The sequence below is a fragment of the Paracoccus marcusii genome, from assembly GCF_028621715.1.
GTDB classification, from domain to species: Bacteria; Pseudomonadota; Alphaproteobacteria; order Rhodobacterales; family Rhodobacteraceae; genus Paracoccus; species Paracoccus marcusii.
Genome location: NZ_CP117466.1, coordinates 42,328 through 67,014, shown reverse-complemented (window position 1 = coordinate 67,014; position 24,687 = coordinate 42,328). Strand labels below are relative to the sequence as shown.

Annotated in this window: 18 protein-coding genes and 1 tRNA gene; 7 read left to right on the top strand and 12 right to left on the bottom strand. The window is 68.4% G+C overall.

Annotated elements, in window-relative coordinates:
• The first annotated feature begins 66 nt into the window (after window positions 1-66).
• Window positions 67-2,868 carry a [protein-PII] uridylyltransferase family protein gene (locus PRL19_RS00290; protein WP_273743538.1) on the top strand — a complete coding sequence of 934 codons (2,802 nt, stop codon included), beginning with the start codon at window positions 67-69 and terminating at the stop codon, window positions 2,866-2,868.
• Here the strand turns inward: PRL19_RS00290 and PRL19_RS00285 are convergent.
• Both PRL19_RS00285 and carA read right to left on the bottom strand, forming a co-directional pair.
• On the bottom strand, window positions 2,865-5,015 hold the full coding sequence (locus tag PRL19_RS00285; protein WP_273743537.1) for a glycosyltransferase: 2,151 nt from the start codon (window positions 5,013-5,015) through the stop codon (window positions 2,865-2,867). The two genes, PRL19_RS00290 and PRL19_RS00285, sit on opposite strands and share 4 nt — an antisense overlap.
• 107 nt (window positions 5,016-5,122) lie before the next feature.
• Window positions 5,123-6,271, bottom strand: a complete 1,149-nt coding sequence (carA, locus tag PRL19_RS00280) for a glutamine-hydrolyzing carbamoyl-phosphate synthase small subunit (protein WP_273743536.1) — start codon at window positions 6,269-6,271, stop codon at window positions 5,123-5,125.
• A gap of 154 nt (window positions 6,272-6,425) precedes the next feature.
• On the opposite strand from carA, the gene PRL19_RS00275 reads away from it, so the two are divergent.
• On the top strand, window positions 6,426-6,887 hold the full coding sequence (locus tag PRL19_RS00275) for a GatB/YqeY domain-containing protein (protein ID WP_273743535.1): 462 nt from the start codon (window positions 6,426-6,428) through the stop codon (window positions 6,885-6,887).
• A 45-nt stretch (window positions 6,888-6,932) separates the two neighbouring features.
• Window positions 6,933-7,121 (top strand): DUF3008 family protein, encoded by a 189-nt coding sequence (locus PRL19_RS00270; protein ID WP_127898917.1) that lies wholly within the window; start codon window positions 6,933-6,935, stop codon window positions 7,119-7,121.
• Here PRL19_RS00270 and PRL19_RS00265 read toward each other — a convergent pair.
• From PRL19_RS00265 to lipB, 4 genes are all read right to left on the bottom strand, one after another.
• Window positions 7,118-7,513: a DUF2244 domain-containing protein gene (locus PRL19_RS00265; RefSeq protein ID WP_337960263.1), complete on the bottom strand. Its 396-nt coding sequence runs from the start codon at window positions 7,511-7,513 to the stop codon at window positions 7,118-7,120. The two genes, PRL19_RS00270 and PRL19_RS00265, sit on opposite strands and share 4 nt — an antisense overlap.
• Window positions 7,514-7,625: 112 nt before the next feature.
• A complete protein-coding gene (locus tag PRL19_RS00260) occupies window positions 7,626-9,302 on the bottom strand; it encodes a cytochrome c oxidase subunit I (RefSeq protein ID WP_045981596.1) in 1,677 nt (558 codons plus the stop codon).
• 176 nt (window positions 9,303-9,478) lie between these two features.
• A complete protein-coding gene (locus PRL19_RS00255) occupies window positions 9,479-9,919 on the bottom strand; it encodes a c-type cytochrome (protein WP_045981595.1) in 441 nt (146 codons plus the stop codon).
• Between the two features lie 116 nt (window positions 9,920-10,035).
• Window positions 10,036-10,680: a lipoyl(octanoyl) transferase LipB gene (gene lipB, locus PRL19_RS00250; protein ID WP_046000972.1), complete on the bottom strand. Its 645-nt coding sequence runs from the start codon at window positions 10,678-10,680 to the stop codon at window positions 10,036-10,038.
• Between the two features lie 107 nt (window positions 10,681-10,787).
• Between lipB and PRL19_RS00245 the strand changes: the two genes are divergently transcribed.
• The 3 genes from PRL19_RS00245 to eutC all read left to right on the top strand — a co-directional run bounded on the left by PRL19_RS00245 (window position 10,788) and on the right by eutC (window position 13,050).
• Window positions 10,788-10,874, top strand: a tRNA-Leu gene (locus PRL19_RS00245).
• A gap of 77 nt (window positions 10,875-10,951) precedes the next feature.
• A complete protein-coding gene (locus tag PRL19_RS00240; RefSeq protein WP_273743533.1) occupies window positions 10,952-12,325 on the top strand; it encodes an ethanolamine ammonia-lyase subunit EutB in 1,374 nt (457 codons plus the stop codon).
• The gene (gene eutC, locus PRL19_RS00235; RefSeq protein WP_273743532.1) at window positions 12,322-13,050 is read left to right on the top strand and encodes an ethanolamine ammonia-lyase subunit EutC; all 729 of its coding nucleotides are present in this window, start codon (window positions 12,322-12,324) and stop codon (window positions 13,048-13,050) included. The genes PRL19_RS00240 and eutC overlap by 4 nt, the downstream gene beginning before the upstream one ends.
• Here eutC and PRL19_RS00230 read toward each other — a convergent pair.
• The 3 genes from PRL19_RS00230 to PRL19_RS00220 are packed head-to-tail and all read right to left on the bottom strand — an operon-like array spanning window position 13,047 to window position 18,868.
• Complete coding sequence (locus tag PRL19_RS00230; protein WP_273743531.1) at window positions 13,047-14,432, bottom strand: efflux transporter outer membrane subunit; 1,386 nt, start codon at window positions 14,430-14,432, stop codon at window positions 13,047-13,049. The two genes, eutC and PRL19_RS00230, sit on opposite strands and share 4 nt — an antisense overlap.
• Complete coding sequence (locus tag PRL19_RS00225) at window positions 14,429-17,545, bottom strand: efflux RND transporter permease subunit (RefSeq protein WP_127898913.1); 3,117 nt, start codon at window positions 17,543-17,545, stop codon at window positions 14,429-14,431. Before PRL19_RS00225 ends, PRL19_RS00230 begins: the two co-directional genes overlap by 4 nt.
• A 6-nt stretch (window positions 17,546-17,551) precedes the next feature.
• Window positions 17,552-18,868 (bottom strand): efflux RND transporter periplasmic adaptor subunit, encoded by a 1,317-nt coding sequence (locus tag PRL19_RS00220; RefSeq protein ID WP_273743529.1) that lies wholly within the window; start codon window positions 18,866-18,868, stop codon window positions 17,552-17,554.
• 108 nt (window positions 18,869-18,976) lie between these two features.
• Between PRL19_RS00220 and PRL19_RS00215 the strand changes: the two genes are divergently transcribed.
• A complete protein-coding gene (locus PRL19_RS00215; RefSeq protein ID WP_052714870.1) occupies window positions 18,977-19,558 on the top strand; it encodes a TetR/AcrR family transcriptional regulator in 582 nt (193 codons plus the stop codon).
• Here the strand turns inward: PRL19_RS00215 and PRL19_RS00210 are convergent.
• The 3 genes from PRL19_RS00210 to PRL19_RS00200 all read right to left on the bottom strand — a co-directional run bounded on the left by PRL19_RS00210 (window position 19,555) and on the right by PRL19_RS00200 (window position 24,587).
• On the bottom strand, window positions 19,555-22,956 hold the full coding sequence (locus PRL19_RS00210; protein ID WP_273743528.1) for a chemotaxis protein CheB: 3,402 nt from the start codon (window positions 22,954-22,956) through the stop codon (window positions 19,555-19,557). The two genes, PRL19_RS00215 and PRL19_RS00210, sit on opposite strands and share 4 nt — an antisense overlap.
• Window positions 22,949-23,488, bottom strand: coding sequence for a PAS domain-containing protein (locus PRL19_RS00205; RefSeq protein WP_273743527.1), 540 nt, complete (start codon window positions 23,486-23,488; stop codon window positions 22,949-22,951). The genes PRL19_RS00210 and PRL19_RS00205 overlap by 8 nt, the downstream gene beginning before the upstream one ends.
• A gap of 73 nt (window positions 23,489-23,561) precedes the next feature.
• Window positions 23,562-24,587, bottom strand: coding sequence for a LacI family DNA-binding transcriptional regulator (locus PRL19_RS00200; protein WP_273743526.1), 1,026 nt, complete (start codon window positions 24,585-24,587; stop codon window positions 23,562-23,564).
• Window positions 24,588-24,687: the final 100 nt, after the last annotated feature.

Genomic DNA, 24,687 nt, shown 5'->3' with positions numbered 1-24,687 from the left:
TCCGCGCAACATGGTTTACCGCGCGTTGCGTTGACGGGCCGGGGCGACCCCGGCAAGGTGGCGCGCATGAGCTTTCAGTCCCGCATCACCCGCCTTCCGCTGCCCGTCGATGCCGCCCGCGGTGCGGATGCGGCGGCACTGTTCCCGACCCTGTCCGACCGGATGCGCGACCTGATCGCGGGCGCCGCGGGCAGCAGCCCCTATCTGGCCGGTCTGCTGCGGTCCGAGGTCGACTGGCTGCCCGATGCGCTGGACCATGACGACGTCGTCGCGCGCGAGACTGCGGGCCTGCAATCGCTGGACGCGGATGCCCTGGGCGTGGCGCTGCGCCGCGCCAAGCGGCGGGTGGCGCTGCTGGCGGCGTTGGCCGATCTGGGCGGCGTCTGGACGCTGGAGCAGGTGACCGGCGCGCTGTCCGACCTGGCCGACCGCGCCGTCGACCTGGCCCTGCGCGCCCATGTCGCGACCGAGATCCGTCGCGGCATGCTGCCCGCCACGGACGCCGATGCGGGCGGCATCTTCGCGCTGGCGATGGGCAAGGGCGGCGCGCGCGAACTGAACTACAGCTCGGACATCGACCTGATCGTCCTGTTCGACGAGACCGCCTATGCCGAGGCCGACCAGATGGAGGCGCGCGCCGCCCTGATCCGAGCCACGCGGCGGATGGCCGCGACCCTGTCCGACGTGACCGATCACGGCTATGTCTTTCGCACCGACCTGCGGCTGCGGCCCGATGCGGCGGTGACGCCGGTCTGCATCTCGACCGCCGCGGCGCTGGCCTATTACGAGGCCGAGGGGCGGACCTGGGAACGCGCCGCCTTCATCAAGGCGCGCGCGGCGGCGGGCGACATCGCCGCGGGCGAACGACTGCTGCGCGAATTGCGGCCCTTCGTCTGGCGCAAGCACCTGGATTTCGCGGCCATCCAGGACGCCCATGACATGCGGCTGCGCATCCGCGACCACAAGGGTCTGGGCGGGCGGCTGGAGGTGGCGGGCCACAACCTGAAACTGGGCCGCGGCGGCATCCGCGAAATCGAGTTCTTCACCCAGACCCGCCAGCTGATCGCGGGCGGGCGCGACCGCGACCTGCAATGCCGCGACACGGTCGGCGGGCTGGCGGCGCTGGCGGCCAAGAACTGGATCCCCCGGGACGTCGCAGAGGAACTGACGGCGCATTACCGCGACCATCGCGACATCGAACACCGCATCCAGATGGTGAACGACGCCCAGACCCACAGCCTGCCCAAGGACGATCAGGGATTGGCCACGATCGCCGCCCTGATGGGCGAGGCTGATGTCCAAGCCTGGTGCGCCCGGCTGAAATCGCGGCTGGAACGTGTGCATGCGCTGACCGAACGGTTCTTCGCCCCAACCGAACCGACCGAAAGCCTGCCCGACCTGTCGGACGAATCGCGGGCGGTGATCCAGCGCTGGCAGACCTATCCCGCGCTGCGGTCCGACCGGGCGCGCCAGATCTTTCGCCGGATCGAGGCGCCGCTCTTGTCGCGCATGGCCCGCGCGGGCCACCCCGCCGAGGCGCTGGCCCGCTTCGACAGTTTCCTGTCCGGCCTGCCTGCGGGGGTCCAGCTGTTCTCGCTGTTCGAGGCCAATCCTCAGCTGATCGACCTGATCGTCGACATCTGCGGAACGGCGCCCGCGCTGGCCGCCTATCTGGCGCGCCATCCGTCCGTTCTGGACGGCGTGCTGGCAGGCAGCTTCTTCGCCCCCTGGCCGCGGGAGGCCGGGTTGGTCCAGGAACTTGACGCGGTCCTGCAACGGGCCCTGAGCCAGCCTGGCGGTGGCTATGAACGGGCGCTGGATGCAGCGCGGCGGTGGGCGCATGAATGGCAGTTCCGCATCGGCGTCCATCACCTGCGCGGCCTGATCGGCGCGGACGAGGCGGCGGTGCAATACGCGGACCTTGCGGGGGCCTGCGTGGCGGCGCTGCTGCCGGTGACCGCCGCCGATTTCGCGCGCCGCCATGGCCCGCCGCCGGGCCGCGGCGCGGTCGTGGTGGGCATGGGTTCCCTGGGCGCGCGGGTGCTGAACGCCGGGTCGGACCTGGATCTGATCGTGATCTATGACGCGGACGGGGTCGATGCCTCGGACGGGCCGCGCCCGCTGGCCGCGCGCCCCTATTACGCCCGGTTGACGCAGGCGATGGTCACCGCCCTGTCTGCGCCCACCGCCGAAGGCCGGCTGTACGAGGTCGACATGCGGCTGCGCCCGTCGGGGCGGCAAGGGCCGGTGGCGACCTCGATCGACAGCTTCGGCACCTACCAGATGACCGAGGCCTGGACATGGGAGCATCTGGCCCTGACCCGCGCGCGCTGCGTCGCGCAGATCGGGCCCGATGCGGATATGCTGTGCCAGCAGATCGAGACCCTACGGCTGAAGGTGCTGGCCGAACGCGGCATCGATCCGCGTGTTTTGCCCGACACAGGCCAGATGCGTGACCGCCTGTTCGCCGCAAAGCCGCCGGGCGGGGCCTTCGACGTGCGACAGGGGGCCGGGCGGCTGCAGGACATCGACCTGCTGGCGCAGAGCTGCGCCTTGCGGGCGGGCGATCCAGCGCGGTCGACGCTGGCGCAGTTGCGGGCGGGTCGCCGGGCGGGGCTGCTGACGGCGGAACAGGCGGACCGCCTGTCGTCGATCTGGCGGGGATTGTGGCGCGTGCATGCCGCCGCCCGCCTGTTGACGGACAGGCCGCTGGACATGGACGTGATCGGGCGCGGTGGCCAGGATTTCCTGCTGCGCGAGGTCGAGGCCGACAGCCCCGATACTCTGCGTGATCGGCTGTCCGACGATTTCGCCACGGTGCAGGCCATCGTCGAGGGACATCTGTCGGACGAAAGTCCGCCCGACTAGCCGCTGGCGGCGCGGTCCTGAGGATAGCGCATGGCATCCGGTTCGACTGCCGGCGCATCGATCTGGACCAGGTTGGGCTGTCCCGCGGTGGCCTGTCCGGCGCTGCTCTGCAGGTCCGCCGCCACCTCTGCCAGGGACCGGCCGCCGATCTGGCCCAGGACCGGGATCGAGACCATGCCCGGTGCCAGGGGGATGACGGGGGCATCCGCCGCCTCGACGAACAGGCCGTGGGCGGTCTTGTCCCAGTAGAAGGGCTTGGCCACGACCTCGTAGATGGCCTTCCACCCGGCCAGGCATCCAAGCGGAAAATAGAGATGGAGCGTCGGCACCCAAGGCATCAGATGGCGGTGCTTTGCCCCACTGACCGCACGCATGCCGACGAAGATGCTCAGCGCCTCGGACGCGACGAACAATCCGAACAGGCCGACGATCGCCCAAGAGCCTACCCCGGATTCCAGCGGTGCGCGCAGCGGATGCGGCAGGCCGAAGGTCAGCAGCCAGAAGCTCCACAGGATCGGTGCCAGAAGGTATTGCGACAGCGCCCCCAGGAACTGGACCTGAAAGCCCCAGAAGCGCCACGCCCCCAGATCGCGGTAGAGCGCCGCAGGATCGCGCATGTGCACCGCCCAGGTCATCGCGTATCCCTTGAGCCAGCGCGACCGCTGCTTGACCCATGGCAGGGCGCGGCAGTTCGCCTCCTCATCGGTCGTGGTCTCGATGATCTCTGTCCGGTATCCGCGCCGGGCCAGGCGGACGCCCAGATCGGCGTCCTCGGTCACGTTCCATGCATCCCATGCGCCGACCTCTTCCAGCAGGTGGCGGCGAAAGAACAGGGTGGTGCCGCCCAGGGGCACGATCAGCCCTAGACGCGCGACCCCCGGCAGCAGGATGCGGAACCAGCTTGCGTATTCGATGGTAAAGCACCGCGCCAGCCAGTTGGTGCGCGGGTTATAGTAATCCAGCGCTCCCTGCAGGCATGCGACGTCCGCAGGCGCGACATGAAAGCGGCGCGCAACCTTGTGCAGCTGATCGGGATCGGGTCGGTCCTCGGCGTCCCAGATGCCCACGATCTGGCCGCGGCAGAAGTTCAGCGCATAATTCAGCGCCCGGGGCTTGGTCTTGATCGGCCCGTCGGGCACCCGCACGACGCGGATCCAATGCGGCAGGCGCACGCCGTCCAGCGCGCCCTCGGTGATCTCGTCGCTGGCCTCGATCACCAGCAGGATGTCGGTCAGTTCCCGCGGATAGTCCAGCCGCGCCAGCCGTGCGACCAGCTTGCCCGCGACGTCCTTTTCGTGAAACAGCGGCACCATGACCGAGATCAGCGGCAGCGCGGCCTCCATCAGCGGGGGGATGGGATGACCCTGTCGGATGGCCAGCGCATGGGCATCCTGCTCGCGCAGCGCCCGCCGCGCCGCCAGGAACGACGCCAGCTTCAGCCCGCTCTGCGTCAGCAGGGTCAGCACCGCCCAGGAGGTCAGCAGCCCCACGATCAGCGTCGGGACCAGGATCAGGCCGGCCGCGGTTAGGGCCAGCGCCGCGATCGCCAGGCGTGCCGTCCGGGCCTGGTCCTGCGTGCGACAGCTTTCGATGGCGGGGACGCGCGTCTCCGCCTCGCGGATCAGGCGGGTCCGGCGGGAGTTCAGCACACCGCCCTGGGCCTGGTCCGCACTGCACAGCAACATGCGGACCTGGCCGAACTGGCGCGGTAGCAGGGGCAGCACGGCCGCGAAATCATCGGGCCGCGCCGTCGCGATCCAGGTGACCCCGCCGATTCGCCGCCAGGGTAGCAGCCCGTGCGTCAGGCAGAACCCGGCCCCCGCGTCGTCGATCAGCCGCGGGTCGGCGGGCGTCACGTCGGGGTCGATGGCGGTGGTGCGCCACTGCCGCGACAGCGCGCGGGCCAAGGCGGCGGGCTGAACCATCCCCTGGGCCAGCAATACCTGGTCCAGCCGCAGGCGCAGCTTTTGCTGGATCACCGTCGCCTTGAGCAGGTCCCCCGCATCGACCGCCCCGTCTTCCAGCAGGATCTGCCCAAGCGACCGGCGGTCGCGCGGTGCCAGCGTCGGCCCGCACAGGACCGCGCTGCCGGCGGTGGCCGGATCGGGCAGGTTGGCAGGCCGGGGCAGGGGGGCAGGCTGCGCCATGGTCGTTTCCCATCAGGATCGACCCGTCTTGGCACATGATGCGTTAACAGAAGATTAAGCGATCCCGCGCGACCGGCAAAATCCGGTCGCACGGGACGAATTCGTCATCACGCGCGGCGCGCGCGCATCGAATCGGTGAACCGCTTGAACAGGTACAGGCTGTCCTGGGGACCGGGCGAGGCCTCCGGGTGGTGCTGAACGGAAAAGACCGGCTTGTCCTGCATGCGGATGCCGCAGTTGCTGCCGTCGAACAGGCTGACATGGGTCTCGATCACGCCGACCGGCAGGCTTTGCGAATCGACGGCGAAACCGTGGTTCATCGAGGTGATCTCGACCTTGCCGGTCTCGACGTCGCGCACGGGGTGGTTTGCGCCGTGATGGCCATGGCCCATCTTGACCGTCTTGGCCCCGAGCGCCAGCGCCAGCATCTGGTGACCCAGGCAGATGCCGAAGATCGGCATGTCGCGGCCCAGCAGGTCCTTGATCATCGGGACGGCATATTCCCCCGTGGCCGCCGGATCGCCGGGGCCGTTCGACAGGAAGACGCCCTCGGGCTCGTGCGCCATCACCTCCTCGGCGGTGGCGGTGGCGGGCAGGACGGTGACATCGGCGCCATGGGCCACCAGAGAGCGCAGGATGTTGCGTTTCGCACCGTAATCCAGCGCCACGACCTTGAACGGCTTGTCGCCGGGTGCGGTGCCGAAGCCTGTGCCCCATTCCCACGACCCCTGATCCCACCGATAGCTTTGGGCGCAGCTGACGCCGCGGGCCAGATCCAGGCCGACCAGGCCCTGCCAGTCGCGGGCGCGGGCGATCATCGCCTCGATGTCGAAATTGCCGTCGGGATCATGCGCCAGGACGACGTGGGGTGCACCCTGCTGACGGATCGCGCGGGTCAGGCGACGGGTGTCCACGCCGCCGATGCCGATGCGGCCACGGCGGGCCATCCAGTCGGTCAGTTCGGACGTGCTGCGCCAGTTCGACGGCTCGGTCGGGTCCCACCGCACGACGATACCGCTGGCGACAGGATCGGGCGCCTCGTCATCCTCCGGCGTGACGCCGGTATTGCCGATATGGGGAAAGGTGAAGGTCACGACCTGGCTGGCATAGGACGGATCGGTCATGATCTCCTGATAGCCGGTCATCGCGGTGTTGAAGACCAGCTCGGCGACGACCTCGCCGGGGGCGCCAAAGCCCATGCCATAGAAGACGGTCCCGTCGGCAAGCGCCAGGCAGGCGGTCGGTTTAGCAGCCATGTCGGCACCTCTGGAATGAAATCAGCCGGTGAATAGGGGGCGGACGCCCCAAGGTCAACCCGCAGCGGCCGGGGAGCCGCGCTTGAAACGCAGGCGCCGGGGGGCTAGATGCGGTTCTTTCGGGCGCATCCCGCGCCTTGGGTTGGAGACGAAGATGGATCTGCGCGCCAAGCTGCAAGCCGCCACCAAAGAGGCGATGAAGGCCCGCGACAGCGCCCGGCTGTCGACGCTGCGCCTGATCGCCGCCGCCGTCAAGGACCGCGAGATCGCCGCGCGCAGCGGGGACACCGACGGCACCCTGACCGAGGGCGACCTGGTCATGATCCTGTCGCGCATGGTCAAGCAGCGCCAGGAATCGGCCAAGGCCTATGAGGAGGGCGGCCGTCTGGAGCTGGCCGCCAAGGAGGAAGACGAGATCGGCGTGATCCAGGAGTTCCTGCCGCGCCAGATGAACAGCGTCGAGACGACCGCCGCGATCGACGCGGCCATCGTCGATCTGGGTGCCGAGGGCATCCGCGACATGGGTCGCGTGATGGCCGCGCTGAAGGAGCGCCATGCCGGCCAGATGGATTTCGGTGCGGTGGGTCCGGCCGTCAAGGCGCGCCTGCTGGCCTGAAACCCGCGCGTCGCGTCACGCGTTGTGCGGGCAGGAGGTGACCCCATGCCCGCACGATCCAAAGCCCAGCAACGCGCCGCAGGCGCCGCCCTGTCCGCCAAGCGCGGCGAGACGAAGGTCGGCGACCTACAGGGCGCGTCCAAGGACATGTATCACAGCATGACCGAGGCAGAGTTGGAAGACTTTGCCAAGACCGACCACGACGACCTGCCGGACCGCGCCGACGACGACTAGCGCAGCCGCGCCAGCCGCCGCATCAGCTCGTCGCACAGGTCGCGGCGTTCATCGGGGGTCAGGAACGCGCCCAGCTCGATCTCGCGCTGGCCGTCGGACAGGGTCAGATAGGCCTCGACCGGGCCATTGCGCAGGCCCGGGCGCACCCAATAGCTGTTGGTCTGCCACAGGCGCTCTGGACGTCCCGGATCGTTGCGCCGGATCTGCAGGCGGCTGCGGTCCATGACCAGCTCCTCGCGCGTCTGTCCGGTGCGATAGGTCTGGTGCAGGGCGATCCACACGCCCCCCACCGTCAGCATCATGAAGGGCAGCAGCCCCCACAGCACCTGCGTCCCCAGAACCGCCAGAATCGGTAGCAGCAGCAGCGTGGCCGTCGTTCCGATGAACCACACGAAGCCCCGTTTGGGCAGCGATCGGTGCGGCCACAGGGTCACGGTTTGCAAAAAGGCCCCGGACGTGTCCGGGGCCGTTTCTGTCCAACGATAGGGCATCGAGGGATGTGCCTCAGTGGGCCGGGCTGCGGTCCCAGTCCTCGCGCTTGGGCAGCTGCTCGAACGTGTGCTCGGGCGGGGGCGAGGGCAGGGTCCATTCCAGCGTGTCGGCGTACTCGTTCCAGTAGTTGTTCTGGGTGACGCGCTTGCCGGCGAACAGGGTGTAGAACATCACGCCGATGAAGAAGATGAACGACGCGAAGGACAGATAGGCGCCCCACGAGCTGATCGCGTTCCAGAAGGCGTATTCCACCGGATAGTCGATATAGCGGCGGGGCATGCCCTGACGGCCCAGGAAGTGCTGGGGGAAGAAGGTCAGGTTCGCACCGATGAACATCGCCCAGAAGTGCAGCTTGCCGGCCCATTCCGGGTACTGGCGACCCGACATCTTGCCGATCCAGTAGTAGATGCCCGCAAAGATCGCGAAGACCGCGCCGAGCGACATCACATAGTGGAAGTGCGCCACGACATAGTAGGTGTCGTGATACACGCGGTCCAGCGGCGCTTGGCTCAGCACCACGCCGGTCACGCCGCCGACGGTGAACAGGAACAGGAAGCCGAAGGCCCAGAGCATCGGCGTCTTGAACTCGACCGAGCCGCCCCACATCGTCGCGATCCACGAGAAGACCTTGATGCCCGTAGGCACGGCGATCGTCATCGTGGCCAGCATGAAGTAGCTCTGCTGGGTCAGCGACATGCCGACGGTGTACATGTGGTGCGCCCAGACGACGAAGCCCAGGATCCCGATCGCGGCCATCGCCAGTACCATCGGCAGGTAGCCGAAGATCGGCTTGCGCGAGAAGGTCGCGATGACGTGGCTGATGATGCCGAAGCCGGGCAGGATGATGATGTACACTTCCGGGTGGCCGAAGAACCACAGGATGTGCTGGTACAGCACCGGGTCACCGCCGCCGGCCGGGTTGAAGAAGTTCGTGCCGAAGTTGCGGTCCATCAGCAGCATGGTGATGGCGCCGGCCAGGACGGGCAGGGCCAGCAGGATCAGCCAGGCGGTGATGAACACCGACCAGGCGAACAGCGGCACCTTGAACAGCGTCATGCCGGGGGCGCGCATGTTCAGGAAGGTGGTGATGATGTTGATGGCACCGACGATCGACGAGGCGCCCGAGACGTGAACCGCGAAGATCGCGAGGTCGGTCGAATAGCCGCCCTCGGTCGTCGACAGCGGCGGGTACAGCACCCAGCCGATGCCCGAACCGGGCTGCTGGTTGCCGCCCGGTGCCAGCAGCGAGGCGATGCCCAGCAGCAGGCCCGCGACATAGAGCCAGTAGCTGAGGTTGTTCATCCGCGGGAAGCTCATGTCCGGTGCACCGATCTGCAGCGGCATGAAGTAGTTGCCGAAACCGCCGAACAGCGCCGGAATGACGACGAAGAACATCATCAGCACGCCATGATACGTGATCATGACGTTCCACAGGTGACCGTTGGGGGTGCATTCGGCCGCGGCATTCGCAAAGAATCGCGCGCCTTCCATGCACATGTACTGCACACCCGGCTCGTGCAGTTCCATCCGCATGTAGACGGTGAAGCTGACCGAGATCAGGCCGGCCAGGCCGGCGGTGAAAAGGTAAAGAATACCAATGTCTTTGTGATTGGTGGACATGAACCAGCGGGTGAAGAACCCGCGTGTGTCATGATGGTCGTCGTGGCCGTGTGCGGCTGCGTCTGCCATACCCGAACTCCCTCAAGATGTCGTCGATCCGGCCTGTCGACCGTCATTATCACGCATTCTTTAGACCACCTGCGGGCACCGGGCAATGCGTCACAGTGGCCCCGGAGGCAAACGCCCCGGCCGGGTCCGAAAAACCCGGCCGGGGCGCCAAGGCGGCACGGTGCCGCGTCAGAGGATCATTCGGCGGGCGCGTCCGGCGAAACCGAGGCCAGATAGGCCGCGACGTCCGCCTGGTTGCGGTTCAGCTTGAAGGTCATCTTGCTGCGGGCCGAATCGTCGCCCGACTTTTCCTTCACCCAGGCCGTCGGATCGGTCACGTAGGCGACCAGCTCCTCCTCGGTCCAGACCATGTCCGGGTTGGCTTCCTTGGCGGCCAGCAGGCCGTCGCCATAGTTGAAGCCTTCCATGTGGGCGATGGGCGCGCCGACGATGTTCCACAGGTTGGGACCGGTGGCCCCGCCCTTGACGATGTCGGTCCCGCTGTCGTCCTGGATCATGTGGCAGGCGCGGCATTTGCGGAATTCGCCCTCGCCCGCGGCGGCGTCGCCCGCTTCCTGCGCGACGGCGGGGATGGCTAGGGTCGCGCCCAACAGGGCGCCGACAATGGCTGATTTCATGCGTAGTTCCTCGCTGGGCCCTGGAGGGGCCGTGGTCTCCCGAAGAGCACCGTAGGACCAACGCGCCCCGGAAATCCAGCCATCGAAAGGTCGCATTGAAAGAATTGATCGCCGGCCTAGCCGAATGTGCGCGCAAAACCCTGGCGCAGCGCCACGTCCAGATCGGCCATCCCCACCGGCAGCCCCAGATCGACCAGCGAGGTCACGCCGTGCCCGCTGATCCCGCAGGGCACGATTCCGCCGTAATGCGACAGGTCGGGGTCCACGTTGACGGCGATGCCGTGAAAGCTGACCCATCGGCGCAGCTTGACGCCGATGGCGGCGATCTTGTCCTCGCGCATCTGGCCATCGGGCAGGGGGGGCTTGTCGGGACGCGGCACCCAGACGCCCACGCGCCCCTCGCGGATCTGGCCTGACACGCCGAAGCTGGCAAGCGCGTCGATCACCCACCCCTCCAGCTGTCCGACAAAGGCGCGCACGTCGCGGCCGCGCCGGTTCAGGTCCAGCATGACATAGGCCACGCGCTGGCCCGGCCCGTGATAGGTGTACTGACCGCCCCGCCCGGTCTGGTGCACCGGAAAGCGCGCGTCCAGCAGGTCCTGGGGGCGGGCGCTGGTCCCGGCCGTGTACAGGGGCGGGTGTTCGACCAGCCAGACGGCCTCGGGGGCCTGGCCTGCATGGATCTGCGCCACGCGATCCTCCATCAGGGCCACGGCGTCGGCATGCGCGGTCAGGCCGCTGCTGATGATCCATTCAACCATGGTTGCGATGTGGCCTCTTCGTCCGTCCCCGTCAACATCCGTCGGCATCCGCAGAAACCGCTTTTCTTTGCAATCTGCCTCGGCTATCAGGCGCGCACTGCCCGGATGCGGCCGTGGCGGAATTGGTAGACGCGCAGCGTTGAGGTCGCTGTTCCTTAACCGGAGTGGAAGTTCGAGTCTTCTCGGCCGCACCAACCCCCCCCCCCTTTCATCGATGCCTTGACCCCGATGCCGATCGGGTCATTCTGTCCCCCGACAACCGGGGATGGTCATGGCCACGTATGCCGCCACAGCGCGCGACCACAGATTTCGCTTTGACAGCCTGGCTGCGGTGATGGCCGCGGCCTCGCCGGAACGGTCGGGCGATCAGCTGGCCGGGATCGCGGCGGGCAGCGCGCTGGAACGCGTGGCGGCGCGGCGCGTGCTGATGGACCTGCCACTGTCCACGTTCCTCTCCGATGCGCTGGTTGCCTATGAGGATGACGAGGTCACACGCCTGATCATCGATGGCCACGACCGCGCGGCCTTTGCGCCGGTCGCGTCGATGACCGTGGGCGATCTGCGCGACTGGCTGCTGTCACCCGCCACGGACGGTGCGGCCCTGGCCGCCGTCGCCCCCGGCCTGACGCCGGAGATGGTGGCCGCGGTCAGCAAGCTGATGCGCAACCAAGACCTGATCCGCGTGGCGCGCAAGGTGCGGGTCGTCACGGCATTCCGGAACACCATTGGCGGGGCGGGGGTGCTGGCCTCGCGGCTGCAGCCCAATCATCCGGCGGATGACCCGCGCGGCATCGCGGTCGCGGTGCTGGACGGGCTGCTGCAGGGGGCGGGCGACGCAGTGATCGGGATCAACCCGGCGTCGGACAACCTGGCCAACTGCCACGCCCTGCTGACCGCCCTGGACGAGATGCGCCAGGCGCTGGACATCCCCACGCAGACCTGCGTGCTGACCCATGTGACCAACGCCCTGACCCTGCTGGAGCGGGGCGCGCCCGTGGACCTGATCTTCCAGTCGGTCGCGGGCAGCCAGGCTGCCAACGAAGGTTTCGGCATCACCCTGTCGATGCTGGAGGAGGCCCATCAGGCGGGACTGGCGGCGGGGCGGGGCACGGTCGGCCAGAACGTGATGTATTTCGAGACGGGGCAGGGGTCCGCCCTGTCGGCCGACGCCCATCACGGTGTCGATCAGCAGACGATGGAGGCCCGCGCCCAGGGCGTCGCCCGCGCCTATGCGCCGCTGCTGGTCAATACTGTCGTGGGCTTCATCGGGCCGGAATACCTGTTCGACGGCAAGCAGATCATCCGTGCGGGGCTGGAGGATCATTTCTGCGGCAAGCTGCTGGGCCTGCCGATGGGGGTCGATGTCTGCTATACCAACCATGTCGAGGCCGACCAGGACGACATGGACACGCTGTCGACGCTGCTGGCGCAGGCGGGGGTCAATTTCGTGATCGCCGTGCCGGGCGCCGACGACGTGATGCTGGGCTATCAAAGCCTGGCATTCGAGGACATCGCCTATCTGCGCGAAACCACCGGCCTGACCCCGGCACCCGAATTCGCGGCCTGGCTGGATGCGTTCGGCCTTGCGGGTGGGGCATTGCCCGATACCGGCGCGATGGCCCGCCGCCTGGGGCTGTCCGCATGAGCGCGCCGGACCTGCGCCGCCTGTCCGCCCTGACTCCGGCGCGGGTGCGGCTGCAGGCGGGGGCCGGGCCGACCGCCCTGCCGGACCTGCTGCGGTTTCAGCAGGACCACGCGGCGGCGCGCGATGCGATCCACGGGCAGGTGGATTGGGACGCGCTGACGCGGGACCTTGACCCGCTGCCGGTGCTGCGGGTGGACAGCATGGCGACCGACCGCGCCACCTATCTGCGCCGCCCAGACCTGGGGCGGCAGCTGGCGCCCCATGACCTGGCCCGGCTGGACGCGCCGCTGCAGGTGGTGATCGGGGACGGGCTGTCCGCGCCCGCGGTCATGGCGCAGGCCGCGGGCGTGGTGCGGGCGCTGCTCGCCTGCCTGCCGGAACTGGCGGGGCGTCCGGTGATTCTGGCGCAGGGCGCGCGGGTGGCCTTGGGCGATGCGATCGGGGCGGCCACGGGGGCGGGCATGGTGCTGATGCTGATCGGCGAACGGCCCGGACTGTCGGTGGCCGACAGCCTTGGCGCCTATCTGACCCATGCGCCCCGGATCGGGCTGCGCGACAACGCGCGCAACTGCGTGTCAAACATTCATCCGAACGGGGGGCTGTCCCATCAGGCCGCCGCCGAACGGCTGGCCTGGCTGGTGATGCAGGGGCGTCGGATCGGCGCGACGGGCATCGCGCTGAAGGACGAAAGCGGCGGCAGCGACCTGCTGCCGCCCCAGGATTAGTCGGCGATCCGCGCCACGGCGGCCCCCGCACCGGTCGCGATCTGCAGTGCGGCCCATTCCTTGGCGGCGTCGTTGCGGGCCGATGCGGCCTGCAGGCGTGCCGCCGCACGCTGGCGGTCGGCGTCCAGCAGATCGACCAGCGGCAGGGCGCCCGCCTCGAAGTTCGTGCGCGCCAAGGCATAGGCCCGGTCATAGCTCGCCGCCGCGCGGTCCAGCGCATCGACGCGCTGGCGCAGGCGGCGCAGGTTCGACTGGCTGGTCTGCACATCCTCGACCGAGGCCGCGACTTGGCTGCGCCATGCCAGATCGGCTTGGCGCGCCTCGGACACGCGGCGGGTGCGGGTTGCGCCCAGGATGCCCTGGTTGGCCACCGGCAGGCTGATGCGCGGGCCAAAGCCCCAGCCCGTCGCACCGCCCGTGTCGCTGACCGTCCCCGTCAGTGACAGCGAGGGCAGCATGTCCGCCGTCGCGACCCCCACCGCCGCCAGCGCCTGCACCAGATCCTGCTGGGCCGCGCGCACGTCTGGACGGTTACGCAGCAGTTCGGCCGGTACCCCGGTGCCGGGGCCGGGCGGGATGCGCAGCGCGCCCGATCCGCCCTGCATCTGCGACATCAGCGGCCCGGCCTGCTGGTTCAGCAGCGTCGACAGGCGATAGACCTGCGCGTTGAATTGCGCCTCGAAGGCGGGAAGGTCGGCCTGCGCGGTCTGCAGCAGAGCCTCGGTCTGGGCGATGTCGAAATCGGTGGCAAGACCCAGGGCCTGGCTGTCGCGGGTGACGCGCAGGGTGGCCTGGCGCGCCTCGATCGTGTCGCGGGTCAGAGCCAGCGCCTGCTGGTTGTAGCGCGCGTCGGAATAGGCGCTGATGACCTCGGCCAGCCATGCCAGCCGGGTGACCTGCGCCTGCGCCTCGGCCGATGCGACGCCCGCAGCGGCCCCTTCGCGGGCACGGCGCGCGCCCCCGAACAGGTCGAACACGAAGCCCGCCGACAGGTTGGCACTGCTGGTATAGCCGGTCGCCTGACCGTCGCCGCCCGACCGCACGCGGCTGGCCGATGCGGGCTCTCCGCTGATCTGGGCCGCCAGGGGCTGGGTCGCCTGAAGGTCGGCCGCTGCGGCACGGATGCGTTCGTTGGCGGTGATGATGTCCAGGCTGGTGTCCAGCCCGCCCGCGATCAGCCGCGACAGGGTGCGGTCCTGATAGCCCGACCAGAAGGCCGTGGTGCCGACCTGGCCCACGGGGCCGCCGCCGCCTTCGGCGAAGGCGCCCTGGACGCGGGTGTCGGGCAGGGCGGTGGGGTCTGGCCCCACCGCCGCGCAGGCGGAGATCATCAACAGCGCCGTCAGCGACAGCGTCGCGCGGGTCATACGGGGAAACGTCACGAGGTCTTTTCCTTCTTGCGCGACAGCAGCGACCGGATCTTGAGCACGGCCACATAGAAGACCGGCACCAGGAAGATCCCGATGACGGCAGAGGAAGCCATGCCGCCCAGAACGCCGATGCCGATCGAGTTCTGCGCCCCCGCACCGGCGCCCGACGCGATGGCCAGCGGCAGCACGCCCAGCATGAACGCGAACGTGGTCATCAGGATCGGACGCAGACGCTGGCGCGATGCGATCAGGGCGGCCTCGACCACGGTCTTGCCCTCCTTGACCTGCGCCTCGGCGAATTCGACGATCAGGATGGCGTTTCGGGCGGCAAGCCCGATGGTCGTCAGCAGACCCACCTTGAAGTACACGTCGTTCGACTGTCCGAAGAACAGCGCGGCCGCCAGGGCGCCCAGGATGCCCACCGGGACGGTCAGCATGACCGCCAGCGGCACCGACCAGCTTTCGTACAGCGCGGCCAGCGACAGGAACACGACCAGCGCCGACAGCGCGAACAGAAGCGGCGCCTGGTTGCCCGACAGCCGTTCCTGGAACGACAGCCCAGTCCATGCGGTGCCATAGCCGCCGTCCATGTCCGCCACCATCTGTTCCATCACGTCCATCGCCTCGCCCGAGGACAGGCCGGGAACGGCCGCCCCGCTGAGCTCCAGCGCCCGTGTGCCGCCGAAACGCGCCAGCGATTGCGGTTCCTGCTGCCAGCTTTGATCGGCGAAGGCGCCAAAGGACACCATTTCCCCCTGGCTGTTGCGGGCATACCAGCGTTCGATGTCCTCGGGCTGACTGCGGCTTGCGGCCTCGCCCTGGACCACCACGGGCCGCAGGTCGTTGCCAAGCGCAAAGTCGTTCACGTCGCGCCCTGCAAAGATCACCGACAGCATCGCGTTCACGTCACCGATGTTCAGCCCAAAGGCCGCGGCCTTCTGCTGATCGATGTCCAGGCGGAGGGCGGTCTGGGTGTTCGCGGTCTCGTTGCCGCGCAGGTTGGTGACCTGGCCACCCGCCTGCGCATCCGCGACAAGCTGGTTGGCGGCGGCGGCCAGCGCGTCCTGGCCCTGACCCGTCTGGTCCACCAGGTACATGGTAAAGCCGGAGGACGTGCCCAGGCCCTGGATCGCGGGCGGCTGCAGGGCAAAGATCTGGCCCTGGCGGTTGGTGGTGAAGAAATAGCCGTTCGCCCGGTTCACCAGCGACGCGATGTCGAACCCGTCGCGTTCGGCATAGTCGCGCAGCTTGATGAAGACCAGCGCGTTGCTTTGCCCGGTCCCGCCGAAGCTGAAGCCAAGCGCGGCAAAGACCGATTCCACCGTGTCGGTTTCCTGGGTCAGCAGGTACTGTTCAACCTTCTCGACCAGGGCCTGCGTCTGCTGGGTGGTCGATCCGTCCGGGCCCTGGATGATGGCCAGGGCGACGCCCTGATCCTCGTCGGGCAGGAACGACCCGGGCAGGCGGTCGAACAGCGTCATCACGCCGAATCCGATCGCGACCAGGACGATCAGCATCCGCAGCGGGCGCTTCACCAGCCGCGTGACGATGCCGACATAGCCGGTCGTGGTCCGGTCCAGGTTGCGGTTGAACCAGCGGGCGGGGGCGATGCCGCCCTGGCCATGCTTGCGCGCCTTGAGCAGGCTTGCGCACATGGCGGGGGTCAGGATCACGGCCACGCCCAGCGACAGGATCATCGCGGTGATGATGGTGATCGAGAACTGGCGATAGATGACCCCGGTGGCGCCGGTCTGGAACGCCATCGGCAGGAATACCGCCGACAGGACCAGCACGATGCCGACCAGCGCCGAGGTGATCTCGTCCATGCTCTTTTCGGTGGCCTCGACGGGGCCCAGGCCCTCTTCCTCCATCACCCGCTCGACGTTCTCCACGACCACGATGGCGTCGTCGACCAGAAGGCCGATGGCCAGCACCAGCGCGAACATCGTCAACGTGTTGATCGAGAAGCCCGCCACCGCCAGCACGGCGAAGGTGCCCAGCAGCACGACGGGGATCGCCACCACCGGGATGATCGTCGCCCGCCAGCTTTGCAGGAAGACCAGGATCACCAGGAACACCAGCAGCACGGCCTCGGCCAGAGTCTTGTAGACCTGGCTGATCGACTTTTCCACAAACGGAGAGGTGTCATAGGGATAGGTGATCTCGACCCCCGCGGGCAGGGCGTCGGCAAGGCCGTCGATGGTGTCGCGCACGGCGGCGGCGGTCGACACGGCGTTCGCGCCGGTCGCCAGGTTCACGGCGACGGCCGCGGCCGGGTTACCGTTATAGCGCGAGCTGCCGCCATAGCTTTCCTGACCGATCTCGATCCGGGCGACGTCGCCCAGAAAGACCGTCGATCCGTCGGGATCGACGCGCAGCAGGATGCTCTCGAACTCCTCGACCGTCGACAGCTGCGACTGCGCGGTGACCGACACGGTCAGCCGCTGGCCCTCGGCGGCGGGCTGCGCGCCCAGGTCGCCCACGGTGACGTTGGTGTTCTGCGCGGCCACGGCCGCGGTGACGTCGGCGGGCGTGACGCTGTACTGGACCATCTTCATCGGGTCCATCCAGACCCGCATCGCATAGCCCGAGCCGAAGGTGTTGATCGACCCGACGCCCGGCGTGCGCTTGACCGGATCCTCGATGAACTGCGAGATCAGGTCGCCCAGCTGGACGGTGGTATAGGTGCCCTCTTCCGCCGTCAGCGCCGCCACCAGCAGGATCGAGCTGGTCGAGCGTTCGACCTGCACGCCCTGCTGCTGCACCACGTCGGGCAGCTGCGACGTGACCAGCTGCAGCTTGTTCTGCACCTGGACCTGGGCGATCTCGGGGTCGACGGTGTCGTCGAAGGTCAGCGCGACCGATGCCGACCCCGGCGTCGAATTCGACGTCATGTAGGTCAGGCCGTCGATGCCGGTCATCGCGTCCTCGATCACCGTGGTGACCGAGGATTCGACGATCTCGGCCGAGGCGCCGTTATAGGTGGCCCGGACCTGCACCGTCGTGGGTGCGATCTGGGGATACTGTTCGATGGCCAGGCTGTTCAGGCCAAGCGCGCCGACCAGCATGGTGATCAGGGCGATCACCCATGCAAAGACGGGCCGGTGAATGAAGAAACGTGCCATGCGCGATTACTCCGTCGCGCCGGCGGGGGCGGCATCCGCCTCCGCGGGGGCTGCGTCGGCGGGGCCGGTGTCGGTTCCCGCGTCGGCCGCGGCTGCGTCGGGGGCCGTGTCGGCGGAGGCCGCATCCGTGGGGGCTGCATCGGCAGAGGCTGCATCGGCGGGGGCGCCTTGGGCGGGGGCCTGTTCGCGCACGACGCCGGTCTCGTCGATGGTCACGGGGACGGTGACGACCTCCATGCCCTCGGCCAGCCCGGTCAGGCCGTCGACGACCAGTGTCTCGCCATCCTCGATGCCGTCTGTGACGATCCACTGGTGCTTGTAGGTGCCGTCCTCGGTCAGCTGGCGCTGGCTGACCTTGCCATCCTCGACGACCCAGGCCGTCAGGGTGCCGACCTTGTCACGCGTGGCCGACGACTGCGACACCAGGATCGCCGAGGTCACGCCCAGATCGACCTGCCCGCGCAGGAACATGCCCGGCAGCAGCAGGTTGTCGGGATTGTCGAACCGGAACCGCGTGTCGATCGACCCGGTCGAGGTCGACACGGTCACGCCGGGCGCGACCAGCTGGCCAACCGCCTGGTATTCACGGCCGTTCTCCAGCGTCAGGGTCGCGGCCAGTTCGTCGTTCAGGCGCAGGTTGCCGTCGTTGATGTCGTCCAGCACGCTGAGGAAGCGCGACGAAGGTTCGTACATGTCGACCTCGATCGGGTCCAGCTGGGTGACGGTAGCCATGGCGTCGGCCTGTCCGGCGGTCACCAGATCGCCCACCGATGCCGCCGACACGCTGGCGATGCCCGACAGGGGGCTGGTGACCGTGGTCCAGCCCAGTTCGGCCTGTGCCAGCGTCAGGTCGGCCTCGGCCGATTGCAGCGCGGCGGTCGCCTGGTCCAGCGTGGCCTGGGCCTGTTCGACCTGGGCCTGGGTCGTCCCAGACCCTAGTAGCTGTTGGGTACGGTCAAAGGACGACTGCGACTGCGTCACCTGGGCGCGGGCAGAGGCGACCTGCGCCTCGGCACTGGCCAGGTTCGCCTGATAGGTGGTGTCCTCGATGCGGAACATCGGGGTGCCCGCCTCGATCGCAGCGCCGGGATCGTAAAGGATCTCGGTCACGATGCCGCCGACGCGGGGGCGGATGGCGGTCTCCGACACCGCGACCGCGCGACCGGGCAGGGTCACGATTCGCGGAACGTCCTGAACCGCCACCTGCATGACGCCCACTTGCTTGGGCGGCATCCCTTCGGGCGCCTGCGCCCAGGCCGCGGAGGTGGACAGAATCGCGGCGACCATGGCGGCGCCGGTCGCAAGGCTGTGTTTCGGCATCATCTTTGTCCTGGATAAGCACCCGACGGGGCGTCACTGTTGCGCGCTGATTGCATGTTTTTGCGGACTATGCAATGTTTGCTTCGACTGCACGAGGAGACTGCCCCGAAAATGACCAGCAACCTGCGCGACCGCCGCCGCCAGCAGACCGCCCGAGAGATCCAGCTGGCCGCGCTGCGGTTGAGCATCCGGTCGGGCTATGCGGCGGTCACCACCGATTCCATCGCCGCCGAGGCAGGGATTAGTCCGCGCACCTTCTTCAACTATTACGCCAACAAGCAGGCTGCGGTCCTGGGCATGCCGCCGCAGCTGGAACCCTGCACGGCCGATTGGATCGTGACGTCCAAGGGGGCACTGATCGACGATCTGGCGCTGTTGCTGGGACGGATGCTGGAACTGAAGGACCTGGACCGCCAGGTCGTCCGCATGATCGAACAGGTCTGGGACACCACCCCCGAGCTGATGGCCGTGTTCCGCAATTCGATGGACAACATCGCCCTGACGATCGGCGGGCTGCTGCACGCCCGCCTGGGCCCCGACCGCCAGGCCGAGGCGATGCTGATCGCCGAACTGGCGACCCACGCGCTGTCGCATGCCGTGCGCACCTGGGCGGGGGACGAGACGATGACCGAATCCGACATTCCCGACATGCTGCGCCAGCAGATGCGGCAGGTCGGCGCGCTGCTGACCTAGAAGGTCAGGCGGGTGCGGCGGCTGTCCGCGTCCAGCGTCACCTGCAACGTGCCGTCGATCTGCGATGTCGCCCCCTCCAGCAGGATCGAGCCGAAGCCCGCATCGGGTTCGTCCTGCGCCCGCGGCGCGTCATAGCGTTCGGTCCAGTCCAGCACCGCCCCGTCGCCATCGCGTCGCCACGTGATCTGCAACGCACCGTCGACCGGCCCCAGGACGCCGTACTTGAACGCGTTCGTGGCCAGTTCGTGCAGGATCAGCGACATCGGGACCACCAGGCGGGCCGGGATGGTCAGGTCGTCACCGCCGCTGTCGATCCGCGCACCGTCATAGGGCGCCAGCGTGGTCGCGATCAGGTCGGCCAGGGGCAGCTGCGATTTGGTGCCCCGCGCCGTGGTCAGTCCATGAGAGCTGGCCAGCGCATTGATCCGGGCGGAGACCTCCTCGACCACGGTCTGGGCGTCGTCGGTCTCGCGGGCTGCCATCCGCAGCATCGCCGAGATCTGGGTGAACAGGTTCTTGACCCGGTGGTCCATCTCGGAAATCACCGCTTCACGCAGCGTGGCGGCCGATTGCGCGGCGGTCACGTCCAGCATGACCCCCAGCACGCGGCAATCGCCGTCGTCGCTCCCGAACCGCGCGGCCGCCGTCTCCAACCGCACGGCGGAGCGTGCGTCGGACGAAGGCGACACGACACGCCGAAAGGCCGTGCCCGCGGCGCAGGCCTGCAGGTCGGCCAGCAGCCCGTCACGGTCGGCGGGCGCGATCAGGGCCGCAAAGGCCGACAGCGGCAGCTGCGCCGTCTGGCCCAGGCCCAGCAGGTCCGAGCTGTCGTCGATAGTCAGCATCCGCGATGCGGCGTCGTAATGCCAGACCGCGATCCGCGCCATGGACCGCACCGCGTTCAGCCGCTCCTCCTGCCGCTCGACCTCGACGCGCAGGTCGCGCAGCGCGGTGACGTCCTCGAAGACCAGCATGGCGCCGTCCAGATGCCCCTCGGGGCCGCGATAGGGCTTGGCGTCGACGCGCCAGACGCGGGTGCCGCCGGCCTCGACCAGCTCGGTTCCCTGCGCCTCGCCCTGGCGGGCCACCTCTGCCGCCATCGACAGCAGGACGTCGCTGGCGAAGACGTTGGACACGTCGGCCAGGGGGCGGCCGTGATCGGACCGGCGCAGCGGAAAGATCTGCAGCGCCGCGGCGGTGAAGTTGCGCACCCGCACGTCGCGGTCGACCACCAGCAGGGGGATCTTGGTCGCGGAAAAGAAGTTCTGCAGGTCGCTGTTGGCGGCCGTCAGATCGTCGATCTTGGACTTCAGCTCGTCGTTGACGGTGCTCAGCTCCTCGTTCGTGGACTGAAGCTCCTCGTTCATCGACATCATTTCTTCGTTCGAGCTCTTCAGCTCCTCGTTCGCGGTCTCAAGCTCTTGGACGGCGCCGTGCAGCTCGATCCGCGTCAGGCGCAGCTGCTCCTCCAGCAGGTCCGACCGGGATTCCGTGACGCTCAGCTCGTCCGTCTCGTCCAGCGTGTCGGGCAGGGCCTGTGCGCCCGCGTCGTGAAACACCAGCAGGACGCTGCGGTCGGGCAGAGGCTCCGCGAACAGGGTCACCGGCTGCGCCCCCAGGTCGGACCGCGCCAGCAGGTTGCGCAGGATGGCCGCGCGGCCCGTTCCGGCCACCTGGTCCAGCGCGGCGGTCACCGCCTCCTTGAGGCCCGGATGCACGATCTGCGGTGCCAGGATCGGCTTTCTGGCGGTCGGATCGACGGCCAGGAAACGGCCCAGCCTGCCCGCCGTCCACAGGACCTCTCCCGCAGGGGACACCTGCAGCGAGGCGGGCGCGAACCGGTCCAGCACCCTGCGCTGTGCGGCAAGGGCCCCGTCGCGGGCCGCGCCGTCCTCGGCCTTGCGGCTGCGGGGGCCGGGGGAGGGGCGGTCGCCCTCGGACCGCAGGAACGGCATGTCCAGCGGCAGGCGCGCGGGCGTCGCGTCACGCTGGAACAGCCGCGCGGGGCGGTCCAGCTCGGTGAAGTGCATGGATTCGCGACGCACCCCTTCGGACGGGCCCAGGAACAGGTAGCCGCCGGGGCGCAGGGCATAGTGGAACAGCGGCAGCACCTGAGACTGCAGATCTTCGTCCAGATAGATCAGCAGGTTGCGGCAGGAGATCAGGTCGACCCGCGCAAAGGGCGGATCGCGCAGCACCGAATGCAGCGAGAAACGCACCCGGTCGCGCAGCTGCGGCGTGATCTGCATCAGCGCGTCGCGATGTGTGGTATAGGCCGCGCGCATCTCCTCGGGGATGTCGGCCAGGGCGCTGATCGGATAGGTGCCGGCGCGGGCGATCTCGATCATCTTCTTGTCGATGTCGCTGGCGAACACGGTGAAGCGGGGCCGCAACCCGGCGGCGCGCATTTCCGTATCGATCAGCATCGCGACGGAGTAGGCCTCCTCGCCGGATGAGCAGCCGGCGACCCAGACGCGCAGCTCCTCTCCGTCGGCGGCCGCGACCATCGGGCGGATCGCCTGTTCGCGCAGGGCCTGGAACATCTCGGGGTCGCGGAAGAACCGCGTCACGTTGATCAGGAACTCGTTCAGCAGCGCCTCGCATTCGTCGGGATGGCGCTGCAGATGGCGCAGATAGTCGCGCGTGCCGGCAATGTTGAGGACCTGCAGCCGCCGGCGGATGCGCCGCACCAGCGTCGTCATCTTGTAGCCCGAGAAATCGTGCCCGCACCGGTCCAGCAGGTGTTGGCAGATCAGCCGCGCATCGGCCAGCATCGCGTCGTCGGCCTGCTGCGTTTCGCTGGAGTCGAAGAACTGCAGGATGGCGGGCACGATCCGTTCCGGCGGCAGAACATAGTCCACCAGCCCGGTCGACTGCGCCGAGAGGGGCATTCCGTCATACCGGGCGGTACGCGGTTCCTGGATGACGCAGATGCCGCCATGTTCCTTGACCGCGCGCAGCCCCAACGTGCCGTCCGCCCCCGTGCCCGACAGGATCACGCAGGCAGCGGCCGGGCCGCGGTCATGCGCCAGGCTTTCGAAGAAGTCGTCGATCGGGCGGCGCAGCCCGCGCGGCTGGTCGAAATCGGTCAGGTGCAGGCGTCCGTCGCTGATCAGCATCCGCGCGCCGGGGGGGATGGTATAGACATGACCCGGCTGCAGCACCGTGCCGTCGGTCGCCTGCTGCACGCTGAGCGCGGTGCGCCGGTCCAGCAGTTCGGCCAGAACGCTGTCATGCGTCGGGTCCAGGTGCTGGATGACGACATAGGCAGCCGGATCCTCGCGCCGGACGTCACGCAGCAGGTCGTGCAGCGCCTCGAGTCCCCCGGCAGAGGCGCCGATGCCGACGACGGCGAAGGGCGGACGCGTGGTGGCGCGTGCGGGCGAGGCGTCATTCATCGCGCAACGTGATCCTTGCAAGCGTGCTGATCGAACGGGCGATCAGCCCCGTGGAATCCGACATGATCAGTCCGAACTGTCCCGCGGCCCGGCGCAAGTCCGCCATGTTGCGGCTAAGTGCCACATCATCGCGCGCGATCGTTCCTGCCGCATCGGATGCGGTCACGTCGAACTGCGACCCGATCACGAAACGCAGCGTGCCGTCGCCGCCGCGCAGCTTGGACATGAACACCAAGTTCATGAACGACCGCCCATCGCGGGTGCGGTTCATAACCGGGAACCGCCCGTCGTCCTGTGCATCGTCGGCCAGGAACCGCGACATCGCGCCGATCTGGTCCCGCGGCGTTGCGGAGGATTGCAGAAAGCGGCAGTTGCGGCCCAAGCTGTCATCGGCGTCAAAGCCGGTCAGCCGGCAGAAGGCGTCGTTGACCATGCACAGCGGCATGTCGGGCATCGCCGCCGCCAGGGAAATGGCGATCCGCGACCGCGCGATCTGGGCGCGCAGGGCTTCGGGCAGCGTGGGGTCGGGCATCGTCATCCTGTTGCGGCGGGCCATGTCCCCGACGTTCAACCCTACAATATTAATCCCCGCCCCCTGGAACAAGTCACGTTTTTGCCGCCTGTCCGGTGCTGGCACGGACCACCAGATCGACGCCGAGGGTGATGCTGTCGGTGACCTGCTGGCCCTGCATGCGGGCCAGCAGGACTTCGGCGGCGCGCCGGCCAAGGCGGGCGCGGTGCTGGCGGATCGTGGTCAGGCCGGGGCTGCTGTAGGCCGCCATCTCGATGTTGTCGAACCCCATGACCGAGATGTCCTGCGGCACCCGCAGCCCGGCCACGATCAGCCCGTGCATCAGGCCGATCGCCATTTCGTCGTTGTCGCAGAAGACCGCGGTGGGACGGTCGGGCATGGCCAGCACCTGCGCGGCCATCTGCTGGCCGAACCGGGCGGTGAAATCACCGGTGATGCTGTCCCCGGGGTCGGGATCGGGCAGCCCCGCCTGCGCCAGACCCTGCAGGAAGCCCTGGCGGCGCGACAGGGTCAGCGAACTGCCCTGCGGCCCGGTCAGGTGCAGGATGCGGCGGTGCCCCAGGTCGGTCAGATGCCGGGCGGCCAGGCGGCCCCCTTCGACATTGTCGGCCAGCACGCGGGGGGCGGACAGGCCGTCGATCCATTCGCAGGCCTGCACCAGGGGCGGACAGCCGGGACTGGCGAACAGGCCCGGCTCCATCTGCCCGTCCAGCACGATCACCCCGTCCGAGCGCGACCGCGTCAGATAGGGGCCCAGCACCTTCATCGCCGGCTGGTCAGGCACCGCGGTCGTGTCCATCACCAAAAGGCTGAGGTTGTGGCGGCGCAGCACCTCGGAGATGCCCGACAGGATCTGCGAGAAGAACGGATTGGCCAGGTTCGGCACCAGCGCCAGCACGCCGCCCACCTGCTGCTGACGCAGGTTCCGGGCGGTGAAGTTCAGCGTATAGCCGGTCTGCGCGATCGCCGCCTCGACTGCCTTGCGCGTGGTTTCCGACACGATCGACGGGTTCGAGATGGCCCGGCTGACCGTCGCCACGGACACCCCCGCCAGCTTGGCGACATCATGGATTCGGGGTGGACGCGATTGATCTGACACAAGAAACCTTTGTTCGGGACAGCATCAGGCTTAGCGGAAAAATTGATGTTGTAAACCTTTTCATCCTGTGAGAACGTCAGATGAAACCGATTACATGACG